Origin of the sequence: Sphingomonas sp. SORGH_AS_0950 (assembly GCF_030818415.1) — a bacterium.
Classification (GTDB): domain Bacteria; phylum Pseudomonadota; class Alphaproteobacteria; order Sphingomonadales; family Sphingomonadaceae; genus Sphingomonas.
Genome location: NZ_JAUTAE010000001.1, coordinates 3,080,871 through 3,107,231 on the forward strand (window position 1 = coordinate 3,080,871; position 26,361 = coordinate 3,107,231).

At 66.4% G+C, this 26,361-nt stretch carries 26 protein-coding genes; 23 read left to right on the plus strand and 3 right to left on the minus strand.

Going from position 1 to position 26,361, the window contains the following annotated elements; all coding sequences use genetic code 11:
• The first annotated feature begins 15 nt into the window (after positions 1-15).
• The 6 genes from QE385_RS13780 to infC all read left to right on the plus strand — a co-directional run bounded on the left by QE385_RS13780 (position 16) and on the right by infC (position 5,753).
• Entirely contained in the window at positions 16-831 is an 816-nt protein-coding gene (locus QE385_RS13780; RefSeq protein WP_307102754.1) for an LD-carboxypeptidase, read from the plus strand.
• A gap of 32 nt (positions 832-863) precedes the next feature.
• Positions 864-1,613 (plus strand): SIMPL domain-containing protein, encoded by a 750-nt coding sequence (locus QE385_RS13785; RefSeq protein ID WP_307104731.1) that lies wholly within the window; start codon positions 864-866, stop codon positions 1,611-1,613.
• A 239-nt stretch (positions 1,614-1,852) separates the two neighbouring features.
• On the plus strand, positions 1,853-2,050 hold the full coding sequence (locus tag QE385_RS13790; protein WP_307102756.1) for a general stress protein: 198 nt from the start codon (positions 1,853-1,855) through the stop codon (positions 2,048-2,050).
• 118 nt (positions 2,051-2,168) lie between these two features.
• Positions 2,169-2,918, plus strand: coding sequence for an EAL domain-containing protein (locus QE385_RS13795; RefSeq protein WP_307102758.1), 750 nt, complete (start codon positions 2,169-2,171; stop codon positions 2,916-2,918).
• 102 nt (positions 2,919-3,020) lie between these two features.
• A complete protein-coding gene (thrS, locus tag QE385_RS13800; protein ID WP_307102760.1) occupies positions 3,021-5,066 on the plus strand; it encodes a threonine--tRNA ligase in 2,046 nt (681 codons plus the stop codon).
• Positions 5,067-5,219: 153 nt separating this feature from the next.
• Positions 5,220-5,753, plus strand: coding sequence for a translation initiation factor IF-3 (infC, locus tag QE385_RS13805; protein ID WP_037569087.1), 534 nt, complete (start codon positions 5,220-5,222; stop codon positions 5,751-5,753).
• Between the two features lie 511 nt (positions 5,754-6,264).
• Here infC and QE385_RS13810 read toward each other — a convergent pair.
• Entirely contained in the window at positions 6,265-9,009 is a 2,745-nt protein-coding gene (locus QE385_RS13810) for a [protein-PII] uridylyltransferase (RefSeq protein WP_307102762.1), read from the minus strand.
• 263 nt (positions 9,010-9,272) lie between these two features.
• On the opposite strand from QE385_RS13810, the gene QE385_RS13815 reads away from it, so the two are divergent.
• From QE385_RS13815 to QE385_RS13870, 12 genes are all read left to right on the plus strand, one after another.
• On the plus strand, positions 9,273-10,547 hold the full coding sequence (locus tag QE385_RS13815; protein ID WP_307102764.1) for a glutamate-5-semialdehyde dehydrogenase: 1,275 nt from the start codon (positions 9,273-9,275) through the stop codon (positions 10,545-10,547).
• Entirely contained in the window at positions 10,544-11,143 is a 600-nt protein-coding gene (locus QE385_RS13820; RefSeq protein ID WP_307102766.1) for a nicotinate-nucleotide adenylyltransferase, read from the plus strand. The genes QE385_RS13815 and QE385_RS13820 overlap by 4 nt, the downstream gene beginning before the upstream one ends.
• A gap of 12 nt (positions 11,144-11,155) precedes the next feature.
• Complete coding sequence (rsfS, locus tag QE385_RS13825) at positions 11,156-11,560, plus strand: ribosome silencing factor (protein WP_307102768.1); 405 nt, start codon at positions 11,156-11,158, stop codon at positions 11,558-11,560.
• A gap of 18 nt (positions 11,561-11,578) precedes the next feature.
• Entirely contained in the window at positions 11,579-12,001 is a 423-nt protein-coding gene (locus tag QE385_RS13830) for a 23S rRNA (pseudouridine(1915)-N(3))-methyltransferase RlmH (protein WP_307102770.1), read from the plus strand.
• A 2-nt stretch (positions 12,002-12,003) separates the two neighbouring features.
• A complete protein-coding gene (locus QE385_RS13835; RefSeq protein WP_307102772.1) occupies positions 12,004-13,179 on the plus strand; it encodes a murein hydrolase activator EnvC in 1,176 nt (391 codons plus the stop codon).
• Positions 13,180-13,279: 100 nt separating this feature from the next.
• Positions 13,280-14,226 (plus strand): IS630 family transposase gene (locus QE385_RS13840; protein WP_307098127.1). Its coding sequence is split into 2 segments (ribosomal slippage): positions 13,280-13,616 and positions 13,616-14,226, totalling 948 coding nucleotides; the frame shifts between segments, so codons are not numbered across the junction.
• Positions 14,227-14,420: 194 nt separating this feature from the next.
• A complete protein-coding gene (locus tag QE385_RS13845) occupies positions 14,421-14,786 on the plus strand; it encodes a hypothetical protein (RefSeq protein WP_307102774.1) in 366 nt (121 codons plus the stop codon).
• 13 nt (positions 14,787-14,799) lie between these two features.
• Positions 14,800-15,687 (plus strand): hypothetical protein, encoded by an 888-nt coding sequence (locus QE385_RS13850; RefSeq protein ID WP_307102776.1) that lies wholly within the window; start codon positions 14,800-14,802, stop codon positions 15,685-15,687.
• Between the two features lie 216 nt (positions 15,688-15,903).
• Positions 15,904-17,253 carry a S41 family peptidase gene (locus QE385_RS13855; RefSeq protein WP_307102778.1) on the plus strand — a complete coding sequence of 450 codons (1,350 nt, stop codon included), beginning with the start codon at positions 15,904-15,906 and terminating at the stop codon, positions 17,251-17,253.
• Between the two features lies 1 nt (position 17,254).
• Complete coding sequence (locus QE385_RS13860) at positions 17,255-17,749, plus strand: disulfide bond formation protein B (protein ID WP_307102780.1); 495 nt, start codon at positions 17,255-17,257, stop codon at positions 17,747-17,749.
• Positions 17,746-18,288 carry a demethoxyubiquinone hydroxylase family protein gene (locus tag QE385_RS13865; protein ID WP_307102782.1) on the plus strand — a complete coding sequence of 181 codons (543 nt, stop codon included), beginning with the start codon at positions 17,746-17,748 and terminating at the stop codon, positions 18,286-18,288. Before QE385_RS13860 ends, QE385_RS13865 begins: the two co-directional genes overlap by 4 nt.
• Before the next feature lie 24 nt (positions 18,289-18,312).
• The gene (locus tag QE385_RS13870) at positions 18,313-18,840 is read left to right on the plus strand and encodes a hypothetical protein (protein ID WP_307102784.1); all 528 of its coding nucleotides are present in this window, start codon (positions 18,313-18,315) and stop codon (positions 18,838-18,840) included.
• Between the two features lie 299 nt (positions 18,841-19,139).
• Here the strand turns inward: QE385_RS13870 and QE385_RS13875 are convergent, their stop codons facing one another.
• Entirely contained in the window at positions 19,140-19,976 is an 837-nt protein-coding gene (locus tag QE385_RS13875; RefSeq protein ID WP_307102786.1) for a CoA ester lyase, read from the minus strand.
• Between the two features lie 140 nt (positions 19,977-20,116).
• On the opposite strand from QE385_RS13875, the gene QE385_RS13880 reads away from it, so the two are divergent.
• Genes QE385_RS13880 through cyoD form a run of 5 tightly spaced genes read left to right on the plus strand, consistent with a single transcriptional unit; the run spans position 20,117 to position 24,525 of the window.
• Positions 20,117-20,569 (plus strand): hypothetical protein, encoded by a 453-nt coding sequence (locus tag QE385_RS13880; RefSeq protein WP_307102787.1) that lies wholly within the window; start codon positions 20,117-20,119, stop codon positions 20,567-20,569.
• A 47-nt stretch (positions 20,570-20,616) separates the two neighbouring features.
• Positions 20,617-21,504, plus strand: a complete 888-nt coding sequence (gene cyoA, locus QE385_RS13885) for a ubiquinol oxidase subunit II (protein WP_307102789.1) — start codon at positions 20,617-20,619, stop codon at positions 21,502-21,504.
• Complete coding sequence (cyoB, locus tag QE385_RS13890) at positions 21,501-23,513, plus strand: cytochrome o ubiquinol oxidase subunit I (protein WP_307102793.1); 2,013 nt, start codon at positions 21,501-21,503, stop codon at positions 23,511-23,513. Before cyoA ends, cyoB begins: the two co-directional genes overlap by 4 nt.
• A complete protein-coding gene (locus QE385_RS13895) occupies positions 23,510-24,145 on the plus strand; it encodes a cytochrome (ubi)quinol oxidase subunit III (protein WP_307102795.1) in 636 nt (211 codons plus the stop codon). Before cyoB ends, QE385_RS13895 begins: the two co-directional genes overlap by 4 nt.
• Entirely contained in the window at positions 24,142-24,525 is a 384-nt protein-coding gene (gene cyoD, locus QE385_RS13900) for a cytochrome o ubiquinol oxidase subunit IV (protein WP_307102797.1), read from the plus strand. Before QE385_RS13895 ends, cyoD begins: the two co-directional genes overlap by 4 nt.
• On the opposite strand, the gene glgX is transcribed toward cyoD, so the two are convergent.
• The gene (gene glgX, locus QE385_RS13905) at positions 24,522-26,318 is read right to left on the minus strand and encodes a glycogen debranching protein GlgX (RefSeq protein ID WP_307102799.1); all 1,797 of its coding nucleotides are present in this window, start codon (positions 26,316-26,318) and stop codon (positions 24,522-24,524) included. The genes cyoD and glgX overlap by 4 nt on opposite strands.
• Positions 26,319-26,361 lie beyond the last annotated feature (43 nt).

Here is a 26,361-nt window from a genome sequence, read left to right on the forward strand (position 1 = left end):
GGAGGGACGCAGGACATGAAGATCGGAATCCTCGCCCCGGCCAGCATCGGCAACCCCGCCGCCGAGGCGCCGGTCAGCGCCTTCGCCGCGATCGCCTATCCGGACGTCGACCTGATCTTCCACCCGCAATGCTATGAGCAGGACGGGCATTTCGCCGGGTCCGACGAACGCCGCGCCTCGGCCTTTCTCGAATTCGCCAACGATCCCGGCATCGACGCGATCTGGTTCCTGCGCGGCGGTTACGGATCGAACCGCATCCTGTCGCGGGTCATGCCCCATCTGAACGCGGCGGCGGGGCACAAGACCTATATCGGCTATTCCGATCTCGGCTTCGTGCTGGCCGCGCTCTATGCCCGGCGGATCGGGCGGCCGGTGCACGGCCCGATGGCGAGCGACATCAGGCGCCAGCATGGCGACGTGACGGTGGCGCGCTCGCTCGGCTGGCTGACCGGCGGCGACCGGCAGGGGCTGGAGCCCGGCCTGGACGGACGCCCGGCGGCGGCGTTCAACCTGTCGATCCTTCATGCGCTGATCGGCACGCCCTGGCTTCCCGACCTGACCGACCATGTCCTCATCGTCGAGGAAGTGTCCGAGCATATGTATGCGATCGACCGGATGCTGTTCACCATGGCCAACGCCACCCAGCTGAAGGGCGTGGCGGGCGTCAGGCTGGGTGCGGTCAGCAATGTGCAGGAAAATGAACCGGAATGGGGCGAGACGCTGGAGTTCATGATCCAGCGCTGGTGCACCGAGATGGGTGTGCCCTATCTGGGGCGGGCACGGGTCGGGCACACCCAGGACAATCATCTGGTGCCGTTCGGAATCGTGTGACGCCATAAAAAGGGAGGTCTGACGTGAAGGCAATGACGGTCGGAATGCTGATGCTGCTATCGGCAAGCGGAGCCATCGCGCAGACGACGGAGCCGCCCCAGATCCGGGTCTCGGGCACCGGCACGGCCAAGACGTTGCCCGACCGCGCCACGGTCGGGTATCGCGTGCGGGGCGAGGGTGCGACCTCGGATGAAGCGACCGCCCGGCTGCGCGACACTGCGAAGGCCATTCGCACCGGTGTCGAGGGATTGCTGCGCGGCGACATGGAGCTTCATTCAACCGATTTCGACATCGTGCCCGTCCGGTCGCGCGAATGCACGCAGAACGGCTATGGCCAGGCGCAGCTCTCGACGGGGCCCTGCGCGATCCTGGGCTATGTCGCAACCATGCCGGTGTCGATCGATACGCCGCGCATCAAGGATGCGGGAACGCTTGTCGGCTTGATCGGGCGCCTGGGTGGCCTCGACGCCGGATTGCAGCGTTTCTGGCTGAAGGATGACAGGGCGGCGCGGCAACAGGCGATGCAAGCCGCGCTGGCCAGCGCCAAGGCACAGGCCCGGTTGATCGCCGAAAGCTCGGGCGCCAAACTCGGTGCGCTGCTGCGTGTTCAGGATGGGAGCTTTGCCGACACGACGATCGTCGTGTCCGCGGCCCGCGCGGACGAGGCGCCCCCACCGCCGCCGCCTCCGCCGCCCGCGCCCGAGGCCATCCGGGTCGATCTGGTCCCGATGCCGATTTCGACCAACGTCAATGTCGTGGTGGCGTACGCTATCGATCAATGAGCCGGCGTTCGGTGGGCGATAGGAACCGGTGATCGCTCACCGTCCGTGCGCGATGGGACTGTCGCCCGCCTGATACGGATAATGATCTGGGTCAAAATGGTCGCCGGGGACGCCGCTTCGCTCCATAAACCAGATCACGTTCATGCTCTTATGCAGAATAATATTATCCGTTCCTTTTCAGAAACTTGATGGGCCTCAATATCGTCTTTGAGCTGCGGGGGCGCAGTAGGAGAGACAAGATGGCCAACAGCAATGGCGGCGGCGGCCGCGAGAACAATCCGGGCAATTTTGCCAATGACCGCGAAAAGGCTTCCGAAGCCGGTCGCAAGGGCGGCCAGGAGAGCGGCGGCAACTTCAAGAACGATCCGGAGCGCGCCGCCGAGGCGGGGTCGAAGGGCGGCCAGGCCAGCCATGGCGGCGGCGGCCAGGGCAGCTGACGCTTCGACGCGCCAATTGAGGGCGGCGGTGGAGTCGGACCACCGCCGCCCTTTTTCTTGTGAAAAACCTGGGATGTGGAGGCTGTTAACTATTCGCGGATAGCCTAAGGGCATGGAAATGCGCAAAATCTGTAGCGGATGCCGGGACGGTATCGATTTCGACATCCCGTTCACGATGGCATTCCAGCCGATCGTCGACACGATGACCGGACGTCCCTTTGCCTATGAGGCGCTGATCCGTGGGCTGGAGGGCGAGGGGGCGTATAGCGTGCTGTCGCAGGTGACCCAGGCCAATCGCTATTCCTTCGACCAGGCATGCCGGGTCAAGGCGATCGAGACGGCGATGGCGGCGGGCATCATGGACGGCGATGCGCGGCTGTCGATCAACTTCCTGCCCAATGCCGTCTATTCGCCGATGGCCTGTATCCAGCTGACCCTGCGCACCGCCCAGGCCGAAGGCTTGCCGATCGACCGGCTGATCTTCGAATTCACCGAAAACGAGGAGATGGGCTCGCCCGAGCATGTCGGCGGGATCATCGACACCTATAAGCAGATCGGCTTTTCGGTCGCGATCGACGATTTCGGCGCGGGCCATTCGGGGCTCGACCGCTTCGTCCGCTTCCGGCCCGATGAGGTGAAGCTCGACATGGAACTGGTCCGCAACATCGACACCGATTCTCGCCGCCGCGCCATCGTGCGCGCGATGGTCGGCATGTGCGCCGAACTCGACACGCTGCTGATCGCCGAGGGGATCGAAACCGCCGCCGAGGCCGGGGCCTTGCGGGACCTGGGCGTGCGTTATCACCAGGGTTACTGGTATGCGCGCCCCGCGCTGGAGATGCTGCCCGGGGTTCAGGGACGGGCCTGAGCCACCCCATATACGTCGCCGGGATTCTTCCCTATAGAGCCGCGCTGTGCCCGCCGATCCCGCGCAGGCGCATCATCCGCACCTATCGAAGAGAGTTGTTCCATGTCCGCGATGTTCCGTATCACGCTGCCCGACGGTTCCGTCCGTGAGGTCGCGCCCGGAACTACCCCCGCGGACATCGCCGCCGCGATCGGGCCGGGTCTGGCCAAGGCGGCGATCGCCGCGCGCGTCGATGGCGAGCTGCGCGACATCATGCGCCCGTTCGAGGGTGACTCCGCGCTGGCGCTGGTGACCGCGAAGGACGAGGCCGATGCGCTCGAACTCGCGCGCCACGATTATGCGCATGTGCTGGCCGAGGCGGTGCAGGCGCTGTTCCCCGGCACGCAGATCACCTTCGGGCCCGCGACCGATGACGGCTTCTATTACGACTTCGCGCCCCCCAAGGTTGATGGTCGGGATCGCCCCTTCACCGAGGAGGACCTGCCCGCGATCGAAGCCGAAATGCGCAAGATCATCGCGCGAGACGAGCCGCTGATCCGCGAGGTCTGGACCCGCGAGCAGCTGATCGAGCGCTGGACCGCGCAGGGCGAGACGTTCAAGGCGCAGTGGGCCGCCGAGCTGCCCGACGACGAGGAACTGACCGTCTATCGCGCCGGCAAGGGCGAGGATGCCTGGCTCGACATGTGCCGGGGGCCGCATCTGGCCTCGACCGGCAAGCTCGATCCCAACGCCTTCAAGCTGACCCGCGTGTCGGGCGCCTATTGGCGCGGCGACCAGAAGAACGCGATGCTCAGCCGCATCTACGGCACCGGCTGGCTCAACAAGAAGCAGCTCGCCGAGCATCTGACGCGCCTCGAGGAAGCCGCCAAGCGCGACCATCGCAAGCTGGGCAACGAGATGGACCTGTTCCACCTCCAGCAGGAGGCGCATGGCTCGGTCTTCTGGCATCCCAAGGGCTATCGCATCTGGCGCGAGCTGGAGGCCTATATGCGCCGCGCGATCGACTCGACCGGCTATCGCGAGGTCAAGACGCCGCAGGTGATGGACGCGCGCCAGTGGGAGCAGTCGGGCCACTGGGGCAAGTATCGCGAGAATATGTTCGTCATCCCCGACGAGGTGCCCAACACCGAGGACGAGGGGCCGCTGGTCTCGGACGATGCGCAGTGGATGGCGCTGAAGCCGATGAACTGCCCGGCGCACGTCCTGATCTTCCGCCAGGGGATCAAGTCCTATCGCGACCTGCCGCTGCGCCTCTATGAGAATGGCTGCTGCCACCGCAACGAGCCGCACGGCGCGCTGCACGGCCTGATGCGCGTGCGCCAGTTCACCCAGGACGATGCGCACATCTTCTGCCGCGAGGACCAGATCGTCGAGGAAGTCCGCGCCTTTTGCGAGCTGGCGGACCGGATCTACAAGGATTTCGGCTTCACCTATTCGATCAAGCTGGCGCTGCGCCCCGAAAAGCGTTTCGGCACCGAAGAGATGTGGGATCAGGCCGAAGAGGAACTGCGCAATGCGGTCGTCGCGGCGGGGCTCGCGACCGAACAATATGGCTGGGAAGAACTTCCGGGCGAGGGGGCTTTTTATGCGCCCAAGCTGGAATGGCATCTGACCGACGCGATCGGCCGGACCTGGCAGGTCGGCACCATCCAGTCGGACCGGGTCCTGCCCGAGCGACTGGACGCGTCGTACATCGGCGAGGATGGCGAGCGGCACCGCCCGATCATGCTCCACCGCGCGATCTTCGGCTCCTATGAGCGGTTCATCGGCATCCTGATCGAACATTATGCGGGCCGCTTCCCCGTCTGGCTCGCGCCCGTCCAGGCGGTGGTCGCAACCATCGTGTCGGACGCGGACGGCTATGCTGAAGAGGCCGCGGCCAAGCTGGCGGCGGCGGGCATTCGGGTCGAGACCGATCTGCGCAACGAGAAGATCAACTACAAGGTACGCGAACACTCGGTCGCCAAGGTCCCCGTGCTGCTGGTCGTCGGCAAGCGCGAGGCCGAGGAAGGCAAGGTCGCCGTCCGCCGTCTGGGTAGCCAGGCGCAGGAGGTGATGACGCTCGACGAGGCCATCGCCATGCTGCGCGAGGAAGCGACGCCGCCGGATTTGCGCCGCGCAAACGAGAACGTACCGGAGGAGTGGTAGCTGCACGAGGACGCGACTCCGCCCGATCTGCGCGGCCGAGATCCGCTGAATTGATCGAAAGGGCGGGGCGTTTGTCTCGCCCTTTCAAATTCGTGCCCGATCGCTTATATTAGACTTGTAATTGCCACAGGAGAAATACCCATACGTCCTCCCATGATGCGCCGTCCGATGCAGGCGCCGCCGATGAACGGTCCTCGGTTCAACGAGTGGATTCAAAGCCCCAAGGTTCGCGTGATCGACCATGAGGGCGAGAACCTTGGCGTGATGTACACGCGCGAGGCGATGGCGCAGGCGCAGGAGCTCGGCCTCGACCTGGTCGAAGTGTCGCCCAACGCCGATCCGCCCGTCGCCAAGTTCCTCGACGTCGGCAAGTATAAGTACGAGGCGCAGAAGAAGGCGAACCTCGCCCGCAAGTCGCAGAAGACGCAGGAGATCAAGGAGATCAAGATGCGTCCGAACATCGACGACCATGATTACGACACCAAGATGAAGAAGGTGGTCGAATTCATCGGCGAGGGCGACAAGGTGAAGGTCACCATGCGCTTCCGCGGCCGCGAGCTGAGCCACGGCCAGCTCGGCATGAACGTGCTCCAGCGCGTCGCCGAGCAGGTGGCCGAGGTCGCCAAGGTCGAAGCCTATCCGCGCATGGAAGGCCGCCAGATGCTGATGGTGCTGGCCCCGAAGTGACCCGGATCGACTCGGGGGCGTGAGCCCGCCGGGTGATGGCATCGAAAGACCCCGGAGCCTTTTGGGTTACCGGGGTTTTTCTTTGGAGGCGCGGGGCGGTGAAACCGCGTGCGGGCACCGAATTGTTGCTCCACGCTCCGTTCAGCCTGAGCGAAGTCGAAGGCCAAGCGAATCCCACGCTTCACGCGACTTGGCACGCGCCGGGGCTGCACTTCGACTTCGCTCAGTGCGAACGGGTGGGGGATGAGCGGCTTCGTGGAAGGCGGAGGAAACGTCCCGCTAGCCTCAATTCATTCCTCCCCTGCAAGGGGAGGGGGACCAGCGAAACTGGTGGAGGGGTGTCACCCGTCGCGAGAATAGGTGACCTCTCCGGCCGTGACACCCCTCCGTCTGGCCTTCGGCCAGCCACCTCCCCTTGCAGGGGAGGAAAGTTTGCCGATCGCCCTCACACCCTCTGCGTCCTCCGCGCCTCTGCGCGAACCCATCACACCGATTCGCGCAAAGCGAACTGCTAAGCCGCCACCTCCAGCACTTCCCCCGCCGCCGCGCCGAGCAGCCTTTTCTCCAGCGTCTTCAGCCGCCCGCCATTGGTGATCCGGTCGCCGGTCAGGTCGGTCAGGTAGAAGACGTCGACCGCGCGCTCGCCATAGGTCGCGACATGCGCCGAGTGGATCGTCACCTTCGACTGGAACAGCGCATGGGCGAGCTGGTTGAGCAGCGCCGGGCGGTCGCGCGCATGGACCTCGACCACGGTGAAGCGGTTGGAGGCGCGGTTGTCGATCAGGACATTGGGGGCGATCGGGAAGGCGTCCGCGCGCGGACGGACCGAGGGCTTGGCGACCAGCCGGTCGGCCAGCTTGCTGCGATTGGCCAGCGCATCCTCGATCGCGCGGCGCAGGCGGCCCAGCTGGCCCGGATCGTCGAAGGGACGGCCCAGCGGGTCCTGCACCAGGAAATTGTCGATCGCCATGCCGTCGCGCGTGGTGTGGATGCGCGCGTCGATGATGTTGCCGCCCGCGACATGGATCGCCCCCGCGATTCGGTAGAACAGCCCCGGATGGTCGGCGGCATAGATGGAGACCAAGGTCGCGCCGCGTTCGCCGTAAACCTGCGCATCGATCGACAGCTGCGCATCGCCCGCCGCCGCCATCTGGCGCGCATTATGCGCCAGCACATCCTCGGGCTCGGCGATCCAATAGGCTTCGGGCAGGCGGCGGACATGCGCGGCGAACTGCGCCTCGGGCCAGTCCAGGGTCTCGCGCAGCCGTTCCTGCTTGGCCGTGATCCGCTCGCCCCGGCCACGCTGCTTGTGACCGAGTCGCAGCACCTCCTCGGCGGCGTCGTAGAGATCGGCGAGCAACTGGCGCTTCCACCCGTTCCACGTCCCCGGTCCGACCGCGCGGATGTCGACGATGGTCAGCAGGAGCAGCAGGCGCAGCCGCTCGGGGCTCTGCACCGTTTCGCAAAAGTCGAGGATCGTCTTGAAGTCGGACAGGTCGCGCTTGAACGCGGTCGCCGACATCAGCAAATGCCAGCGGACCAGCCACGCCACCGTCTCGGTCTCGGCCTCGCTCAGCCCCAGCCGGGGGCAGAGCCGCTCGGCGACTTCGGCGCCCAGGATCGAATGGTCGCCGCCGCGCCCCTTGGCGATGTCGTGGAGCAGCACCGCGACATAAAGGACGCGCCGCGACACGATCTGGTCGATGATCGCCGAGGCGACGGGGTGTTCCTCGACCAGTTCCTGCCGCTCGATCTTCGCCAGCAGGCCCAGCGCGCGGATGGTGTGCTCGTCGACCGTATAGTGATGGTACATGTCGAACTGCATCTGCGCGACGACGCGGCCGAAATCGGGCACGAAGCGGCCGAACACCCCCGCCTCGTTCATCCAGCGCAGCACCAGCTCGGGGTCGTGGCGGCTGGTCAGCACGTCGAGGAACAGCGCATTGGCCCTGGGATCGCGGCGGATATCGTCGGCCAGCTTGGCATCACGCGACGCGGCGCGCATCGCCAGCGGATGGACCTCCAGCTCATAGCGGTCGGCGAGCTGGAAGATCTCGATCAGCCGGACCGGGTCCTCCTGGAAGAAATCGTCGCGCGGCAGGGCCAGCCGCCCGCGATCGAGGACGAAGCCGTTCAACCGGCGCGGTCGCCTGCGGATCGTGGGCAGGCCGAAGCGATGCCCGCGCGCCGCGAACCGCTCGTCCAGATGCGCCAGGAAGGCGCCGGTCAGCGCGCCGACCGTCTTCACCTGGAGGAAATAGAGCTGCATGAACCGCTCGACCTTGGCCTTGCCGGGCCGGTCGGAGAAGCGCATCCGCTCGGCGATCTGGCGCTGCACGTCGAAGGTCAGCCGGTCCTCGGCACGGCCCGTGATGGTGTGGAGGTGGCAGCGCACCGCCCACAGGAAATTATCGGCGCGGTGGAATTGCCGATATTCCTCGCGGGTGAACAGCCCGCGCTCGATCAAGTCGGCGGCGCGGTCGACGTCATAGACATATTTGCCGATCCAGAACAGCGCATGGAGGTCGCGCAGGCCGCCCTTGCCCTCCTTGACATTGGGTTCGACGACATAGCGGGTGTCGCCCATCTTGCGGTGGCGCAGGTCGCGCTCGGCCAGCTTGTCGGCGATGAACTGGCGGTGCGAGTCGGTCTGGATCTCGGACTTGAAGCGGCGCGAGGCCTCTTGATACAGCGCCTGGTCGCCGCACAGGAACCGCCCTTCGAGCAGCGCGGTGCGCACCGTCACGTCGGCGCGCGCCTGGCGGATCATCTCGTCGATCGAGCGGCTGGAATGGCCGACCTTCAATCCCAGGTCCCAGAGCGAATAGAGCATCGATTCGATGACCTGCTCGGCATGCGGCGTCTGCTTGAAGGGCGTGAGGAAGCCGATATCGACATCCGAATAGGGGGCCATCTCGCCGCGGCCATAGCCGCCCACCGCGATCAGGGTCAGCCGCTCGCCCGCCGTGGGGTTGCTGAGCGGGTAGAGCGTCTCGGTGGTGAATTCGAACAGCAGCTTCAGCACCTGATCGGTCAGATAGGCCTGTGCGGCGGCCGCCTCCAGTCCGCGCGAGGGATGGAGCGACAGCCGCCGCGCCACCTCCTGCCGCCCGGCGTCGAGCGCGGCGCGAAGGATCGGCGTGACCTGCGTCCGCCCCTCGGGCCCGGTGATGCCCAGCGCCGCCACCTGCTCGGCAAGGGCACGGCGGTCGACGATGGCGCGGCGGTTGGGGAGGGATTCGAAACGGCTGTGCATGGGGCCTTCATAGGGACTGGTGATGAACAAATGGAGAGGGGCTTCGGCAGAAGCGGTGGGAATGCCCCTCCACCACCCGGCTGCGCCGGGCGGTCCCCCTCCCCAAGCCATGCTTGGGGAGGAATGATGTCGCCCAAATCCTCCCCAAGCCGGGCTTGGGGAGGGGGACCATGCGCAGCATGGTGGAGGGGCGCGGCCCGCTCTTTCCACCGGCCAAGATTCCCATGCTTGGGCCCGCCGCCCGACCATGATACCGCCGCGCCATGGCCGACCATCACGACATGCCCGCCCTGATCGCCGACATGGGCCGCCGCGCCCGCACCGCCGCGCAGACGCTGGCGCAGATGCCGACCGCCGCCAAGGCGCAGGCCCTGCGCGCCGCCGCGCTGGCGATTCGTCAGGACAGCCCGGCGATCCTGGCCGCCAATGCGCAGGATGTCGCGGCTGGCGCGGCGAACGGTCTGTCCCCGGCGATGCTCGACCGGCTGAAGCTGGACGAGGAGCGGATCGCGGGCATCGTCGCGGGCGTCGAAGCGGTGGCAGCGCTTCCCGATCCGGTCGGCGAGCGGATCGACGAGCGGACCCGGCCCAACGGCCTGAACCTGTCGCGCATCCGCGTGCCGGTGGGGGTGATCGGCATCGTCTATGAAAGCCGTCCCAACGTCACGGTCGATGCCGCCGCGCTGTGCGCGATGGCGGGCAATGCCGCGATCCTGCGCGGGGGCTCGGAGGCGGTGCACAGCAACCGCGCGCTCCATGCCGCCTTCGCCCGTGGCTGGACGGCGGCGGGCGGTCCGGCGGACGCGGTGCAGCTGGTTCCCACGACCGACCGCGCGGCGGTGGGCGCGATGCTGGCGGCGGATGGGCTGATCGACCTGCTGATCCCGCGCGGCGGGAAGAGCCTGGTCGCGCGGGTCCAGGCCGAGGCGAAGGTGCCGGTGCTCGCGCATCTCGACGGGATCAACCATGTCTATGTCGACGGCTCGGCGGACCATGCGATGGCGACACGGATCGTGCGTGACGCCAAGATGCGCCGTACCGGCATTTGCGGCGCGATGGAGACGTTGCTGATCGACCGCGCCTATTGCCACGCCGCCGAACTGGTCGCCGCGCTGATCGATGCGGGCTGTACGGTGCGCGGCGACGATGCGGTGCGCGAGATCGTGCCCGGCCTGGAGGCGGCGAGCGCGGAGGACTGGGACACCGAATATCTCGATGCGATCGCCAGCGTCGCGCTGGTCGACGGCGTGGCGGGCGCGATGGCGCATATCGCCGCGCACGGGTCGCACCATACCGATGCGATCGTGGCCGAGGACGAAGCCGTCGCCGAGCGGTTCCTGGCCGAAGTGGACAGCGCGATCGTGCTGTGGAACGCCTCGACCCAGTTCGCCGATGGCGGGGAGTTCGGGCTGGGTGCGGAGATCGGCATCGCGACCGGGCGTCTGCACGCGCGCGGGCCGGTCGCGCTCGAGGGGCTGACGACGTATAAATGGGTTGGCCGAGGCACGGGCCAGATCCGCGCCGACGCGCGGGGATGAGGATCGGACTGCTCGGCGGGTCGTTCAATCCCGCCCATCGGGGGCATCGGCGCATCTCGCTGGACGCCATGCGCGCTTTGGCGCTCGACGAGGTGTGGTGGCTGGTCTCGCCCGGAAACCCCCTGAAGGACGGGGCGGGGGACATGGCGCCCTTCGCCGCGCGGCTGGCTTCGGCCGAGCGGATGGCGCGCCGCGCGCCGATCCGGGCCAGCGCGATCGAGCGGGAATTGCACACCCGCTATACCCTCGACACCGTGCGCGCGATCACCCGGCGCTACCCCGGCCATGACTTCATCTGGCTGATGGGCGAGGACAATCTGCGGCAGTTTCACCGGTGGCGCGGATGGCGATCGATTGCGCGCGCGATCCCGATTGCGGTTATCGGCCGTCCGGGGTACAATGCCGCCGCCCACGCGACACCCGCGCTGGGCTGGTTCAGGCGTTTCCAGAGGCGTCCGGGCCAGGCGAAGAACTGGACGATGTGGAGTTTGCCAGCCTTCGTGCTGCTGCGCTTCCGCCCCGACCCGACTTCCGCCACGGGCCTTCGGGCCCGCGATCCGGACTGGTTTCGGCATATGGGCCGAAACGTCCCCTGAACAGGAGCTAACTTGGCCACTTCCCCCCAATCGCCGCGTCCGTCCGATCCTGCCGAGGTGGAGGCGCTGCATCGCCTGATCCTCGCCTCGCTCGACGACGACCAGGCGGTGGAGACGATTTCGATCCCGCTGGCGGGCAAGTCGTCGATCGCAGATTTCATGGTGATCGCCAGCGGTCGGTCGACCCGGCAGGTCGCGTCGATGGCGATGAAGCTCGCCGAGAAGATCAAGGCCGAGTTCGGCCGTTCGGTGCGGATCGAAGGCCTGCCGACCGCCGACTGGGTGCTGATCGACGCCAATGACGTCATCGTCCACCTGTTCCGGCCCGAGGTGCGGACCTTCTACAATCTCGAGCGGATGTGGGCGTTCGGCGATGCGCCGACTCCCCCCGCCAGCCCGGCCGACCGCAACCTCTGACGCCCAGGGGTTTCGCCCGTGCTGCTGCATATCGTCGCGCGCGGGCGAATCGGCCGTTCGCCCGAGGCCGAGCTGGTCGACCGCTATATCAAGCGGATCGGCTGGCCGACCCGGATCACCGAACTCCCTGACACCGGCGGAAAAATTCCTCCGCTGGAGGGACAGGTGCGCCTCGTCCTGATGGACGAGAAGGGCGAGAACCTGACCTCGATGGACTTCGCGCGTCGGCTGGAGCGCTGGCGCGACGACGGCGTGCGCGAGTGCCGCTTCATGATCGGCGCGGCGGACGGGTTCGAGGATGAGGACCGGGCGCGCGCCGACCTGCTCATCTCCTATGGTCGCGCCACCTGGCCGCACATGATGGCGCGGGCGATGCTGGCCGAACAGCTTTTCCGCGCGACCAGCATCCTGGCCAACCACCCCTATCACCGCGAGGGATAGGCGTGGCCCGGCGGCATGCGACTCTGGCGCTGGCCGCTCTGGCGCTGGCCGCTCTGGCGCTGCTCGGCGCGACCGACATCGCCGCCGACCAGCGTCGCCTGGCCGATGCGCGGGCGGGCGCGGCGGCGGCGCAGGCGCGCGCCCAGGCGCTGGAACGACAGGCCGATGCCGAACGCGATGCCGCCGCCATCGCCCAGGCGCGCGAGCGGGCCATGGCCGCACGCGTCGCGGCGGCCGAGGCGGAGGTGCGTGCGGCGCGCGCGCGGGTCGATCTGGTCGCGGGGCTGCTGGCGCAGCAACAGGCGCGGCTGGCCCGGACGCAGGCGCCGCTCGCGCATCTGCTGGCGGCGATGCAGGGCATGGCGGCGCGGCCCCCCATCGCGGCGGTGGCGCAGCCGGGCTCGGTCGCCGATGTCGCGCATGTCCGCGCGGTCTTCGGCACCATTGCGCCGGTGATCGCAGAACGATCGGCGGTGGTGCGCGCCGAGCTGGCAACGACCCGGCGAATCCGGGCGCAGGCGGGACTGGCGGCGCGGGCGCTGTCGGCGACCACCGCGAAATTGGAGAGTGAGCGTCAGGCGCTGGCCCGGCTGGAGGCGGTGCATCGCGGACGGGCCGACACGCTGGGGCGCGGCGCGGTGGACGAGGCCAATCGCGCCCTGGCGCTGGGCGAGGCGGCGCGCGACATCGTCGACCGCATGGCCGAGCGTGGCGAGGCGCAGGCGACGGCGGGTGAACTCCTGGCGCTGCCCGGCCCGGTGGCGCGGCCCCTGGCACCGGGCGCGGCGGGACCGGCGATCCCGCCGGGCACCTATCGCCTGCCAGTCGCCGGACGGGTGGCGAGCGGCTTTGGCGAGATTTCGGATGCGGGCGTGCGCGCGCGCGGCATCACGCTGGCGACGGGGCCGCAGGCGCCGGTCGTCGCGCCGGCCGGGGGCGAGATCCGCTATGCCGGGCCGTTTCGCGGCTATGGCGGGATCGTCATCGTGGATCACGGCGCGGGCTGGACCAGCCTCGTCACCGGGCTGGGCGGCATCGCGGTGCGGGTCGGACAGAGGGTCGCGGCGGGCGCGGTGCTGGGCCGGGCGGGCCAGGGGCGCGGGGGCATGGCGCCGCGCGTGACGGTGGAGCTTCGCCGCGACGGGCGGCCGATGGATATCACCGCGCTGCTGGGGTGAGAGCCTTCTAGAGCGTTTTCCGGCCGACCTGAGTCGACGGGGGATTCCCATGGCCGAGCTGATCTGATTCACGGTGCTGGCTGGATGGAGGCCGGCATTGATGGGCAAGCCGTTGTCGATGGATCTACGATCGCGAGCGCTGGCCGCGGTTGACGAGGGGATGAGTTGCCGGGCTGCGGCGGTGCGGTTCGGTGTGGCGGCCGCGACGGTGATCCGGTGGCACGACCAGCGCCGCAGCACGGGCACCTATGCCGCCAAGCCGCAGGGCGGGGACACGCGGTCGCGGCGGATCGAAGCGCATGCGCCCACGATCCTGGCGCTGCACGAAGCGCGTCGCGACATCACGCTGGACGAGCTGCGTCGCGAGCTGGGTCAGGCGGGCGTGACGGTGGCGATCTCGACGCTGCACCGCTTCTTTGCCCGTCACGGGATCACGCGCAAAAAAAGACCGGGCATGCGATCGAGCAGGATCGCGCCGACGTCCTGAGTGCGCGTGAGGACTGGTTTGATGGCCAGCTCGACCTCGACCCTGCGCGGCTCGTCTTCATCGACGAGACCTGGACGGCGACCAATATGACCCGCAGCCACGGCCGCTGCCGGCGGGGCGAGCGGCTGCGGATGGGTTACCCACATGGTCATCGCAAGACGACCACGCTGGTCGCTGGCCTGCGCATGACCGGCATGATCGCGCCGATGGTGCTCGACGGCCCGATCAACGGCGACTGGTTCGAGGCCTACGTCCGACAGGTTCTCGTGCCCGACCTCGGACGCGGCGACGTGGTCATCATGGACAACCTGTCCAGCCACAAGCGTGCCGGCGTCCGTGAAGCCATCGAAGCCGCAGGCGCCCGCCTCATGTTTCTCCCGCCCTACAGTCCCGACTTCAACCCGATCGAGAAGGCCTTCGCCCGCCTCAAGGCTATGCTGCGCAGGGCCGGCGAACGCACCGTGTCGGGCTTGTGGTCCCTCATCGGCAGGTTGGTCGATCTGTTCCAACCACAGGAATGCGCCAACTACTTCACCTCCTGTGGTTATGATCCAGACTGATCAGAATCCTCTCTAATATAAATCCGACTGTTTGCTTTCACTTCCCCACAAGATTGTTGATTTCATTATATTTTGCAACTGTCAAAAGCTTATCTTCTTCTTGCCAAGAGGCATTTGATATGCTAATTGGTGAATCGGAGATAATTATTGTTATAGTACTTAAACTTGCGCCGTGCGATCAGGGATAGGAAATAATGATGAGACTTATTCCTCATGCATTTTGTATGATTGCGCTCTTTGCTTCCTCGCAGGCGCCCGCAATGAGTCTGATTAGTAGAGCAAATTGCGGAAACAACGAGTCGATCACATGGGACTGGACCCAGCAGACATATCCAGAGATTGGCGCATCTTCCCATCACGTATGGAATGGGGTGGAGCCTGATAATCATACGATATTTGATGTGAGAATGGGCGATAACGCTGCCAAGGCGATTGATTGGGGTGAAGGGATGGGGTCGCCTGGAGGTCCGTTTTGGACGGTCAGCGGCCTTCACCGGTGGACCGATGAATTTGGGGTCACCTTCTATGGCGACAGCTTTGCCATTGGGTGTAACCTGTAGGAGAGCGGGCCCCATGAAAGTGAAATCGGCAATGACGGCGGCGTCCGTAGCAGTGATCCTACTCTGTTTGTTCAAATTTAGCGGAATTGAGCGGGAATCCTCAAGGATCAATACTATCCAGGTAATTGAGGATTTTTCGAAGAATGAAAAGCTCTCTGCAGAAGAGGCGAGGGCTGGAATAAAGCGAATCGCAAAACGCGAAAAGCTCAGTGTATCTCAAGTGGAAGCCATGGTTGCTGAGTCCGTTCAGCGCATCAGGGATCTCAATCGCGCTGCGGCAGGGGGGCTTAAGCCCGGTGTTCATATTGTGTCTGTTGTTGGCGCCCCCGCGTTAAGCGCAACAAAAATCAAGGTGGTGCCAATAGGAGGCGTCATCGACATTGATAGAAATTTTAGTGCGGAGAAAGTTTTTAGAGGTCCGGATAACCTGGCCAATGATGAGGATTCGTACATAGTGCCGTTGTCTGTAGTTGGCACGAATCTGGAGAGCGCGAAGTTTGCAGGATATTATTATGATGGAAAGTATTTAAGAGGTGATGCTTATGCAGAAACCGATAGGCTGAGGTCTTTAGAGAGGACGCCGAGCGGAAGGCGTGGCTGGTCTGGTATAACTCGCGTATTCTCAGATTATCCGGAAATAGGAAGGGTGATATTCAGGGAGGCCGATAACGTGGCGGCGGGCATTGTCGTTAGGGTGCCTCAAAACAGCATAAACACGTCGGTTGGTAGTTATCCTGCGACGTTGATCCGGCTCCAGGACGCAAGCGGAAAGTCGATGTCGGCGGTACAATGGTATGGTCCGGATGGGCGCACCAGCAGTCTGCATATCCGGCAGACAGACGATCATTCCGTAGCGGCGATGATGCACTTGGCGAATGATATCGTCACAGAGATGAACTAATTTACGATCGGCCATCTCAATTAGGGAAATGGAACGATCCCTTTCATATCGGGGCAGGGCATTTGGTCGGGGGCGATTGCAGTCCGCCATTATGGGCGTTCGGTACAAGGAGAGTCCGGCATCCCACCGCTCACCCCTCGTTCAGCACGGTTGCGCTTTGATTGGGAACGGCTTCCCGCTACACAGGCGGTCCGCTTTTCTGGTCCAGGACCCTCGATGCCCCGTTTGCTGCCGAAACGTCCGCTTCTGACTGCTACTGCCATTGTCGGCGCGCTGGCCATGGTGCCGATCACGACCTCCGCGATGGCGGCGGTCGACAGCTCCACCGTGCGGCAGTTCGACCGCTTCCTCGACGTCTATAACCGGATCAAGGCCGATTATGTCGACAAGGTCGATGACGACACGCTGATCAAGGGCGCGATCCAGGGGATGCTGGCCGCGCTCGACCCGCATAGCAGCTATGTCGATGCGCTGGATTTCGACAATCTCAAGATCCAGACCGAGGGCAATTATGGCGGGCTGGGCCTGACCGTCTCGATGGAGGACGGCGCGATCAAGGTCATCGCGCCGCAGGAAGATACTCCGGCGGGCCGCGCAGGCATCAAGTCGGGCGACTATATCACCCATATCGACGGCAAGCTGGTCTATGGCCAGTCGCTGGACGAGGCAATCGGCCAGATGCGCGGCAAGCCCGGCACCAAGATCAGGCTGACCATCGTCCGCCCCGGCCGCGACAAGCCGCTGGAACTGACCCTGACCCGCGAGGTCATCGTCCAGCGCCCGGTCAAGTGGGAGGTCAAGGGCGATGTCGGCTATATCAACATCAACACCTTCTCCGAAAACACCGGCGCCGACACGCGCGCCGCGATCATGGCGATCGACAAGGCGCTGGGCCATCGGCCGCTGGGCTATGTCGTCGACCTGCGCGACAATGGCGGCGGGTTGCTGACCCAGGCGATCGCGGTCAGCGACGCCTTCCTTGATCATGGCGAGATCGTGTCGCAGCGCGGCCGCGAGAAATCGGACATCGAACGCTATTACGCCAAGCCCGGCGACGACGCGCATGGCCTGCCCGTGATCGTCCTGACCAATTCGGGCACCGCCTCGGCCTCCGAGATCGTCGCGGGCGCGCTTCAGGATCATCACCGCGCGCTGGTGATGGGCGAGCGCAGCTTCGGCAAGGGATCGGTTCAGACGCTGCTGCCGCTCGGCCCCGAAACCGCGCTGCGCCTGACCACCGCGCGCTACTACACCCCCTCGGGCCGGTCGGTGCAGGAGGGCGGGATCGAGCCGGATATCAAGGTGCCGCAGATTTCCGATCCCGATTACAAGACGCGGCCCGTTTTCCGCGAGGCCGATCTGCGCCGCCACCTGATCAACGAGGTGAAGGCCGACAATGCGATCTTGGAAGAGGATACCAAGACCGATCCGCGCTTCGCGATGACCCCCGATGCGCTCAAGAAGCAGGGGGTCGAGGACTTCCAGCTCTATTATGCGCTGAAGACCATCGCGCGGCTGGGCGGGGCCGCGCAGGTCGCCGCCGCCACCAAGCCGCCGGTGAAGTGACATGACGACCCCGCGTACCCGCAGCGAACGCCGCGCCAACTGGATCGCGCTGCTGCTGCCCGCCGCCTTGCTGGCGGGGGCGTGGGGCAGCCAGCTGATCGGCGGGCTGTATCCGTGCGAGATGTGCCATTGGCAGCGCTGGCCGCATTATGCCGCGCTGGTGCCCGCGCTGCTCGCCTTTGTAGTGCCCCAGCGCAGCATCCGGGGATCGCTTGTCATCCTTGCCGCGTTGTTGATCGCGGTGTCGGGGGCGATCGGTGTCGCGCATGCCGGGGTCGAATATGGCTGGTGGCAGGGCTTCACCGCCTGCACCTCGACGGTGGACTTGAACGGATTGAGCGCGACCGATCGGTTGAATGCGATCATGCATGCGCCGGTCATCCGCTGCGACGTGGCGCAATGGACGCTGGGCGGCATTTCGCTGGCCGGGTTCAACGCGATCTTCTCGCTGGGCGGCGCGGCGGCGATCCTGATGTTGATGAGGAAGGCGCGATGAGCCAGCTTCGCTGGATGCCGGGCGACCGGCGCGAACCGATGAAGGCAATGGTCCGGGTGGACCAGGCCGGGGAATATGGCGCGACCCGCATCTATGCGGGGCAGCTGGCGGTGCTGGGCGACCGGCATCCCTTTGCCCGCGCCATCCACCACATGGCCGAGCAGGAAGAGCGCCACCGCGCCTTTTTCGACCGGATGATCGCCGAGCGCCGGGTGCGGCCGACGCTGTTCCAGCCCTTCTGGGACAAGGCGGGATTCGCGCTGGGCGCCATCACGGCGGCGATCGGGCCGAAGGCGGCGATGGCGTGCACCGCGGCGGTCGAGACCGAGATCGACAAACATTATCAGGACCAGCTCGACCAGCTGGGCGACAGCGACCCCGAACTGTCCGAGGCGATCGCCGATTTCCAGGCCGAGGAACTGGAGCATCGCGACCATGCGCTGGGCGCGGGCGCGGAGGAGGCGATCGCCTATCCGGTGCTGTACGGATTGATCCGGGCGGGCTGCAAGGTCGCGATCGCGGCGGCCAAGCGGATCTGACACGGGGTGAGTGGGAGAGAGGATATGGTCGAGCGGACGTGGCGCGGGGCGATGCTGGCGGGGCTGGGCGTGATCGCGGCGGCGAGCCCGGTCGCGGCCCAGCAGGCCCCCGTCCGGCAGACCCCAATCCAGCCGGCTCCGATCCAGCAGGTTCCGGTGCAACCGGTCGCCGCGCCCGGTGCGGTCAAGCCCAAGCCTGCCCAGGCGCCGGGCGAGGTGTCGCGCAACGCGCCGATCAACGGCGTGCTGACCCTGTTCGGCAACGAACGCTGCCCCACCGACAATAACGGCAACGAGATCGTCGTCTGCGTCCGCCGCAGCGCGCAGGAACAGTTCCGCGTGCCCAAGGAGCTTCGCGAGCTCCAGGTGACGCCCGAGAATGAAAGCTGGGCGGTCCGCGCGACCGGCACCACCAACGAAGGCGTCGGCGTCAACAGCATCGGCAGCTGCTCGGCGGTCGGCGCGGGCGGCGCAACCGGCTGCTTTGCCCAGCGCGTCCGCGAGAATCGCGCCGCCAATGCCGACCGCAAGCGCGAGGCCAGCGTCCCCTAGGGCCAATCGACATTCGGCGACACCTTTCCGTCCCTCGCCCCTCGCAGAGGGGAGAGGGTTGCGCAGACTTGGCCTTTGCGAAAGCAAAGGCTTAGTCGGAGCTGGGTGAGGGGTGGGCGCTCGCGAAGCGAGCGCGCGAGCCTTTGGGCTCGCTCAACCCCTCACCCAAGCTGCGCTAGCCAGCAGGCTGGCAAGCTTCGCTAACCCTCTCCCCTGTCCAGGGGAGAGGGGAAGAAGAAGCAATAGTAAATGTCGATCCGCCGTAATCCTCCCCGGCACGGGGAAGGCGGAGATAGTCGCTACACCACGCCCGCCAGCGCCAATATCCGCTCCGCCTCGATCAGATGGAGCCGCTCGACCATCTGCCCGTCCAGCCGGATCGCGCCCAGCGCCGCCTGGTCGGGATCGGCAAAGGCGGTGACGATCCGCCGGGCCCAGGCGATCTCAGCCTCGTCGGGGCCGAAGCCGCGATGGGCGGCGTCGATCTGGTTGGGATGGATCAGCGTCTTGCCGTCGAACCCCAGCCGCCGCCCCTCGGCGCATTCCGCCGCCAGCCGTTCGGGCGCATCGAGCGCGTTGCACACCCCGTCGAGCGCGATCATCCCGCCCGCGCGGGCCGCCACGACGATCTGCACCCGCAACGGCAGCAAGGCCTCGGGCGGCGGCGGCGCGGGCAGGCGCATCTCCTTGGCGAGATCGTTGGTGCCCGCCACCAGCGCGGTCAGCCCGACCTCGCGCGCGGCCTGTGCGATCGCGCCCAGCGACAGGATGCCCCGGCACGTCTCGATCATCGCCCAGAGCGGCACGCCCGGCCCCAGCGCCGCCCGCGCCCGTGCCAGGGTCGGAACGTCATCGACCTTCGGGATCAGCACCGCCGCCAGACGCACGGCGGCGAGCGCGGCGAGATCGTCCGCCGCCCACTGGGTGTCGAGCCCGTTGGTCCGCACCACCAGCAGCCTGTCCCCAAAGCCTCCCTCGCGCACCGCGGCCACCGCCGCCTCGCGCCCGGCCGCCTTGGCATCGGGGGCGACCGCATCCTCCAGGTCGAGGATCACCGCATCGCTGTCGACCGTCCGCGCCTTGGCGATGGCGCGGGGATTGGAGGCGGGAAGGAACAGGGCGCTGCGCAGGGTCATGGCACGAGCATAGACGCGAGCGGGCGCCGCCGTCACGCCTCTGGTAAATCGCCGTTTCGTCTCCATAGTGGGACGGTCGCGAAAACCGGTTCCACCATCCCCGCAAAGGGACGTGGAGGCGGCAGGGGGATCGAAGGGGGATGATGGTGGAGACGACCGCGCTGTTGCTTCTGGGGCTGACGATTCTGCTGCGCTGCTGCCCGACCTTGCCGATAAGCCGCTGGCTGGCGCGCCTGCTGGTCGAGGCCCCGGCGCGGCAATTGAATCGGGTCCGGCCGGGGCATTGGGCGACGATCGCGCTGGGGGTGGCGCTGATCGGGTTCGCCATCTGGTTCGAGATTGACGAGATCCGCATGCTCGGCGGGGCGGCGGGGTCGATGGGCGATCTGGTGATGATCGTCTCGACGATCGAATGGGGCGGGCTGGCCGAACTGACCATGGCTACGGTCCTGTCCTCCTCGATGCTGGCGCGCTGGCCGGTCTTCCGCCGCTGGGGACGGCAAATGTCCGCGAGCCGGGCGGCGCGCCCGCGCCGGACGGAGCGGCCCGCCAATGACAGCGGCGACGGCGAGGGGCGACGACTCGCGGCCTGACCATGCGGGTGCGGAACGAAAGCATGAGGCCGCCGTTCACCGTCTGAATGCTCCGCGATCCGCGCCTCGCCCGATTTTCCGCGCGTTTTTCGTGCCTTGGCCTGTGCGCTGTCCTGACCGCCTGCGAGCCGGGCATATTGAACCCGGCCGGGCCGATCGCGGCGGGTGAGCGCAGCATCTTCTTCAATGCGCTGGCGGTGATGCTGGCCATCGTCGTGCCGGTGATCGTGCTGGCCTTCGCCTTTGGCTGGTGGTTCCGGGCGGGCAACAGCCGCGCCAGGCATCTGCCCGAATGGGCCTATTCGGGGCGGCTGGAATTGCTGGTCTGGTCGATCCCGGCGCTGGCCATCATGTTCCTGGGCGGCATCGCCTGGATCGGCAGCCACGATCTCGACCCGCCCAGGCCGATCGCCTCCAAGGCAAGGCCGATGACGGTCGAGGTCGTCGCGACCGACTGGAAATGGCTGTTCCTCTACCCCGAACAGGGGATCGCCACGATCAACCGGCTGGTCGTGCCGGTCGGTACGCCGGTGAAGTTCCGCATCACCTCGGCGGGCGTCATGAACAGCTTCTTCGTGCCGCAGCTGGGCAGCCAGATCTACGCCATGTCGGGGATGGACTCGACGCTTCACCTGCGCGCGGACAAGGCGGGGCGGTATCGCGGGCTGTCGGCGCATTATAGCGGGGAGGGCTTTGCCGATATGGACTTCTTCGTCGATGCGGTGCCGCAGGCGGCGTTCGATCGCTTCGTCGCGACCGCCAGGGCGGGGCGGGGCAAGACGCTTGACTGGAACGAGTTCGTGGCGATGGCGCATCCCAGCCGCAATGTCCGCCCCGCCAGCTATCCCCGGCTTCAACCGGGCCTTTACGACCAGATCGTGATGCGCAACGGCGCGCCCGAGGGCGACCGGGCCAAGGATGGGCGCGAGCAATGAGCCTGACCGGCAAGCTGGGCTGGGATTCGATCCCGTTCCACAAACCGCTGCCGCTGGTGTCGGCCGGGGTGATCGGCGTGGTCCTCCTGGGCGTCTTCATCTGGGTCTGGCGGCGCGGGGCTCTGCCCTATCTGTGGAGCGAGTGGATCACCAGCGTCGACCATAAGCGGATCGGCGTGATGTACTGCCTGCTGGCGGGCGTGATGCTGTTGCGCGGCTTTTCCGACGCGCTGCTGATGCGGTCGCAACAGGCGATCGCGTACGGCAATGAGGGCTATCTGCCGCCCGACCATTACGACCAGATCTTCTCGGCGCATGGCACGATCATGATCTTCTTCGTGGCGATGCCGTTCATGATCGGGCTGATGAACTTCGTCGTGCCGTTGCAGCTCGGCGTGCGCGACGTGGCCTTTCCGACGCTCAATTCGGTCAGCTTCTGGCTGACGTGCAGCGGCGCGCTGCTGATCAATATGAGCCTGGTCATCGGCGAATTCGCCAAGACCGGTTGGCTGGTCTATCCGCCGCTATCCGAACTGCGCTTCTCCCCCGGTGTCGGGGTCGATTATTATCTGTGGGCGCTGCAGATATCGGGGATGGGGACGCTGCTGTCCGGCGTGAACCTCGTCACCACCATATTGAAGATGCGCGCGCCGGGCATGGGCTATAGCCGGATGCCGATGTTCACCTGGACCTCGCTGGCGTCCAACCTGCTGATCGTCGCGGCCTTTCCGGTGCTGACCGCCTGCCTCGGCATGCTGATCCTAGACCGTTATCTGGGCTTCCACTTCTTCACGCCCGAGGCGGGGGGCAACCAGATGATGTTCGTCAACCTCATCTGGGCCTGGGGCCATCCGGAAGTCTATATCCTGATCCTGCCCGCCTTCGGCGTGTTTTCCGAGATCATCTCGACCTTCTCGTCCAAGCCCCTGTTCGGTTATCGGTCGATGGTCATCGCGACCATGGTGATCTGCATCCTGTCCTTCATGGTCTGGCTACACCATTTCTTCACCATGGGGGCGGGCGCCGATGTGAACGGTTTCTTCGGCATCACCACGATGATCATCGCGGTGCCGACGGGGGTGAAGGTCTTCAACTGGCTGTTCACCATGTATGGCGGGCGCATCCGCTATACGTCGATGATGCTGTGGTCGATCGGGTTCATCGTGACCTTCGTGATCGGCGGCATGACCGGGGTGATGCTGGCGGTGCCGCCCGCCGACTTCGTCCTGCACAACTCGCTGTTCCTGGTCGCGCATTTCCATAACGTCATCATCGGTGGCGTGCTGTTCGGCGCTTTTGCGGGCTTCACCTTCTGGTTCCCCAAGATGTTCGGCTTCACCCTGGACGAGCGCTGGGGCAAGCGCGCCTTCTGGTTGTGGATCAGCGGCTTCTACGTCGCCTTCATGCCGCTCTATGTGCTGGGGCTGATGGGCATGACGCGGCGGATGCAGCATTATGACGTGCCCGGCTGGCATCCCTGGCTGCTGGTGGCCGGGGTCGGCGCGCTGCTGATCCTGGGCGGGATCATGTGCCAGGTCATGATGCTCTATGTCTCGATCAGGACGCGCGAGACCCGCATCGACGAGAGCGGCGATCCCTGGGACGGCCGCACGCTGGAATGGATCACCAGCTCGCCGCCCCCCGCCTTCAACTTCGCGGTGCTGCCCGATGTGAAGGGCGAGGAAGCCTATTGGGGCATCAAGTCCAAGGCGCGCGAGAACCGCCGCCTGTCGGACCGCCCCGATTACGAACCGATCGAGATGCCGCGCAACTCGCCCACCGGAATCGTCAGCGCCTTCTTCGCCACCGCCATGGGCTTTGCGCTGATCTGGCATATCTGGTGGCTGGTGATCCTGGGCTTCTTCGGGGCCTGGGGGACGTTCATCGTCTTCGCGTGGCGCGACAAGGCCGAATATGACATCCCGGTCGAGGAGGTCGAGCGGCTGGACCAGGCGCGCCGCCGGAGCAAGGCGACGCTGCTCGACCTGCCCGAAGAGGCGCTGTCATGAGCCAGACCGCCAAGGCCCATGATCCCAACAAGCTGGGCCGCGCCGCCGAGCCCAATCCGGATGGCCCCGCCCCCAAGCGGATCGTGGTGTCCTATGGCTTCTGGATCTTCCTGCTGTCGGACTTCATTCTGTTCGCCTGTTTCTTCGCCGCCTATGCGGTGCTGGTGGACGCGACGGCGGGCGGCCCCTCGGGCAAGGACCTGTTCGAGCTGAAGCTGGTCGAGGCCGAGACGGTGCTGCTCCTCCTGTCCAGCTTCGCCTGCGGGCTGGCGGGGGTGGGCACGATGGCGCGCGACATGCGCTGGTTCCAGATCGCCATGGCGGTGACCGCCTTGCTCGGCGCCGCCTTCCTCGCGCTGGAGGCCTATGAGTTCCTCCACCTGATCGGCGAGGGGGCGGGGCCGGGGCGCAGCGCCTTCCTGTCGGCGTTCTTCGCGCTGGTCGGTTGTCACGGATTGCACGTCACGCTCGGCCTGCTCTGGCTGACGACGATGATGGCGCAGGCCTGGGCCAAGGGGTTTCGCGAGGATATCCTGCGGCGCATCCTGTGCTTCAGCCTGTTCTGGCATGCGCTCGACATCATCTGGGTGGCGTTGTTCACCATGGTCTATCTGATGGGAGTGCGCGGATGAGCGAGCGGCCCGACGAGGAAATGGCGCGCGACGAAACCGCGCCGGGCGTGGATGGCGAGCGCGACTCGATCGTGGGCGGCATCCGCAGCTATGCGATCGGGCTGGTCGCGGCGGCGATCCTGACGGCGGCGTCCTTCGCATTGGTGCAGTTCGACATCGTCTGGGGCCCGGCGGTCCCCGCCGCGCTGGTGGCGCTGGCGATCGGGCAGATGGGGGTGCATCTGGTGTTTTTCCTCCACATCACCACCGGGCCCGACAACAGCAACAATGTGCTGGCGCTGTTGTTCGGCGTGCTGATCGTGGCGCTGGTGCTGCTGGGGTCGATCTGGATCATGGGGCATCTGAACCACAATCTGATGGGGCCGATGGCGACGCCCTAGCTCTGGATCGCCGGGCCCCGGATGGCGGAGACGCCGCGTGCCCGGTCGAAGCGCAGGATCAGGCTTTCGTCGTCGAGCGGCAGGTGCAGGGCGAAGCCGTCGCCGTTCCAGTCGTCAGCACCCATGGGATCGCCCGATAGCGTACGCCATTCGGCGTTTTTCAGCCAGTCGGTCCAGTCGAGCGGCGTCTCGCGACGGAAGGCGCTGAGCGCGGCGACGAAATCCTCCAGCGCTTCGTCGCGACTCTCCCAGTCGAGCCAGGTCGTGTCATTGTCCTGCGCATAGCCGTTATTGTTGCCCCGCTGGCTGCGGCCGAACTCGTCGCCGGCGGTCAGCATCGGGGTGCCGCGCGACAGGAACAGCGTGGCCAGCAGCGCGCGGACCGAGCGGATGCGGGCAGCGCGGATGGCGGGGTCGTCGCTCGGCCCCTCGACGCCATGGTTCCACGACACCTCGTCGCCATGCCCGTCGCGATTGTCCTCGCCATTGGCCTGATTGTGCCGCCCGGCATAGGCAACCATGTCGGCCAGGGTGAAGCCGTCATGCGCCGCGACGAAATTGACCGAGCGGCTGGCCGCGCCAGTGAATATGTCGGCCGATCCCGCCACCCGCGTCGCGAGGTCACCGCTGCGCCCGTCGCCGCGCCAGAAGCGGCGCACTTGGTCGCGGTAGCGGTCGTTCCACTCCAGCCAATGCTCGGGGAAAGCGCCCAGCTGGTATCCGCCGGGGCCGATGTCCCACGGTTCGGCGATCATCACGCGGGTCGAGAGGATCGGATCGGCGGCGATCTCGGCGAAGATGGGGGCGTTCGGATCGAATCCCGGCCCGCGCGCCAGCACGGGGGCGAGGTCGAAGCGGAAGCCGTCGACCCCGGCCCGCGCGAAATGGCGCAGGCTGTCGAGGATCGTCGCGCGGACGCTGGGGCGGCTGGCGTCGAGCGTATTGCCGGTCCCCGCATCGTTGATGAGCGTGCCGTCCGCCGTCCGGGCATAAACGTCCGGATCGAGCCCCCGGAAGGACAGCGTCCCGCCCTGTACGTCGCTCTCGCCCATATGGTTGAAGACGAGGTCGAGGATGACGCCGATCCCCGCCTGTCGCAGCGCGGCGATGGTGGCGACCAGCTCGGCGACGCCGCCCGGCACCCGCTCCGGACAAAGCGCCATCGGCACGACCGGATTATAGCTCCAGCCATTGCGTAGGCCGAGCGGCGGCAGATGGCGCTCATCGATCGCGGCGGTGATCGGCATCAGTTCGACCGCCGCCACGCTCAGCTTTCGGAGATGATCGAGCACCGCCGGATGCGCGAGCGCCGCCAGCGTGCCGCGCTGTTCCGGCGGAATGGCGGGATGGCGCATCGAGAAGCCGCGAACGTTCAGCTCATAGATCAGCCCGCCCGGTCGAAAGAGCGGCGGGGCGGGGGGCTCGGTCAGCGGGGCGACGACGCGGGCGCGCGGGACGATGTCGGCGGTGTCCTTGCCATATCGGCCAAGGCGCGGGGACTGGACGAAGGGGCGGTCGAGTTCAAGCGCGTAAGGATCGACCAGGAGCTTGGCGGGGTCGAACCACAGGTTGCGCGCTGGATCATACTCGCCGTGCGCGCGATAGCCGTAGAGATGGTCGCGGCCGGGAACGGTGGCGCTCCAGACATCGCCCTCACGGGCCATGGCGACGCGGCGTTCCTGGGGGCCGTCGAACAGGCACAATTCCACCCGATCGGCGGTCGAGCGGACGGCGAAGCGGGTGCCGCCGGGGACCGGCGTTGCGCCGAGGGGGAGGGCGGGCTGATTCGTCATGGCGGCAGCATGGCAATTCCTCCCCTGTAAGGGGAAGGGGACC

Excerpts from the sequence above, each read along its gene's own strand:
- QE385_RS13820 (WP_307102766.1), top strand. The coding sequence starts at position 10,544 with ATGAGGATCGGACTGCTCGGCGGGTCGTTCAATCCCGCCCATCGGGGG.
- QE385_RS13785 (WP_307104731.1), top strand. The coding sequence starts at position 864 with ATGACGGTCGGAATGCTGATGCTGCTATCGGCAAGCGGAGCCATCGCG.
- QE385_RS13855 (WP_307102778.1), top strand. The coding sequence starts at position 15,904 with ATGCCCCGTTTGCTGCCGAAACGTCCGCTTCTGACTGCTACTGCCATT.
- glgX (WP_307102799.1), bottom strand. The coding sequence starts at position 26,318 with ATGACGAATCAGCCCGCCCTCCCCCTCGGCGCAACGCCGGTCCCCGGC.
- thrS (WP_307102760.1), top strand. The coding sequence starts at position 3,021 with ATGTCCGCGATGTTCCGTATCACGCTGCCCGACGGTTCCGTCCGTGAG.
- cyoB (WP_307102793.1), top strand. The coding sequence starts at position 21,501 with ATGAGCCTGACCGGCAAGCTGGGCTGGGATTCGATCCCGTTCCACAAA.
- QE385_RS13870 (WP_307102784.1), top strand. The coding sequence starts at position 18,313 with ATGGTCGAGCGGACGTGGCGCGGGGCGATGCTGGCGGGGCTGGGCGTG.
- QE385_RS13845 (WP_307102774.1), top strand. The coding sequence starts at position 14,421 with ATGATGAGACTTATTCCTCATGCATTTTGTATGATTGCGCTCTTTGCT.
- QE385_RS13895 (WP_307102795.1), top strand. The coding sequence starts at position 23,510 with ATGAGCCAGACCGCCAAGGCCCATGATCCCAACAAGCTGGGCCGCGCC.
- QE385_RS13795 (WP_307102758.1), top strand. The coding sequence starts at position 2,169 with ATGCGCAAAATCTGTAGCGGATGCCGGGACGGTATCGATTTCGACATC.
- QE385_RS13880 (WP_307102787.1), top strand. The coding sequence starts at position 20,117 with ATGATGGTGGAGACGACCGCGCTGTTGCTTCTGGGGCTGACGATTCTG.
- QE385_RS13875 (WP_307102786.1), bottom strand. The coding sequence starts at position 19,976 with ATGACCCTGCGCAGCGCCCTGTTCCTTCCCGCCTCCAATCCCCGCGCC.
- QE385_RS13860 (WP_307102780.1), top strand. The coding sequence starts at position 17,255 with ATGACGACCCCGCGTACCCGCAGCGAACGCCGCGCCAACTGGATCGCG.
- cyoA (WP_307102789.1), top strand. The coding sequence starts at position 20,617 with ATGCTCCGCGATCCGCGCCTCGCCCGATTTTCCGCGCGTTTTTCGTGC.
- QE385_RS13810 (WP_307102762.1), bottom strand. The coding sequence starts at position 9,009 with ATGCACAGCCGTTTCGAATCCCTCCCCAACCGCCGCGCCATCGTCGAC.
- QE385_RS13850 (WP_307102776.1), top strand. The coding sequence starts at position 14,800 with ATGAAAGTGAAATCGGCAATGACGGCGGCGTCCGTAGCAGTGATCCTA.
- QE385_RS13780 (WP_307102754.1), top strand. The coding sequence starts at position 16 with ATGAAGATCGGAATCCTCGCCCCGGCCAGCATCGGCAACCCCGCCGCC.
- QE385_RS13815 (WP_307102764.1), top strand. The coding sequence starts at position 9,273 with ATGGCCGACCATCACGACATGCCCGCCCTGATCGCCGACATGGGCCGC.
- cyoD (WP_307102797.1), top strand. The coding sequence starts at position 24,142 with ATGAGCGAGCGGCCCGACGAGGAAATGGCGCGCGACGAAACCGCGCCG.
- infC (WP_037569087.1), top strand. The coding sequence starts at position 5,220 with ATGATGCGCCGTCCGATGCAGGCGCCGCCGATGAACGGTCCTCGGTTC.
- QE385_RS13865 (WP_307102782.1), top strand. The coding sequence starts at position 17,746 with ATGAGCCAGCTTCGCTGGATGCCGGGCGACCGGCGCGAACCGATGAAG.
- QE385_RS13790 (WP_307102756.1), top strand. The coding sequence starts at position 1,853 with ATGGCCAACAGCAATGGCGGCGGCGGCCGCGAGAACAATCCGGGCAAT.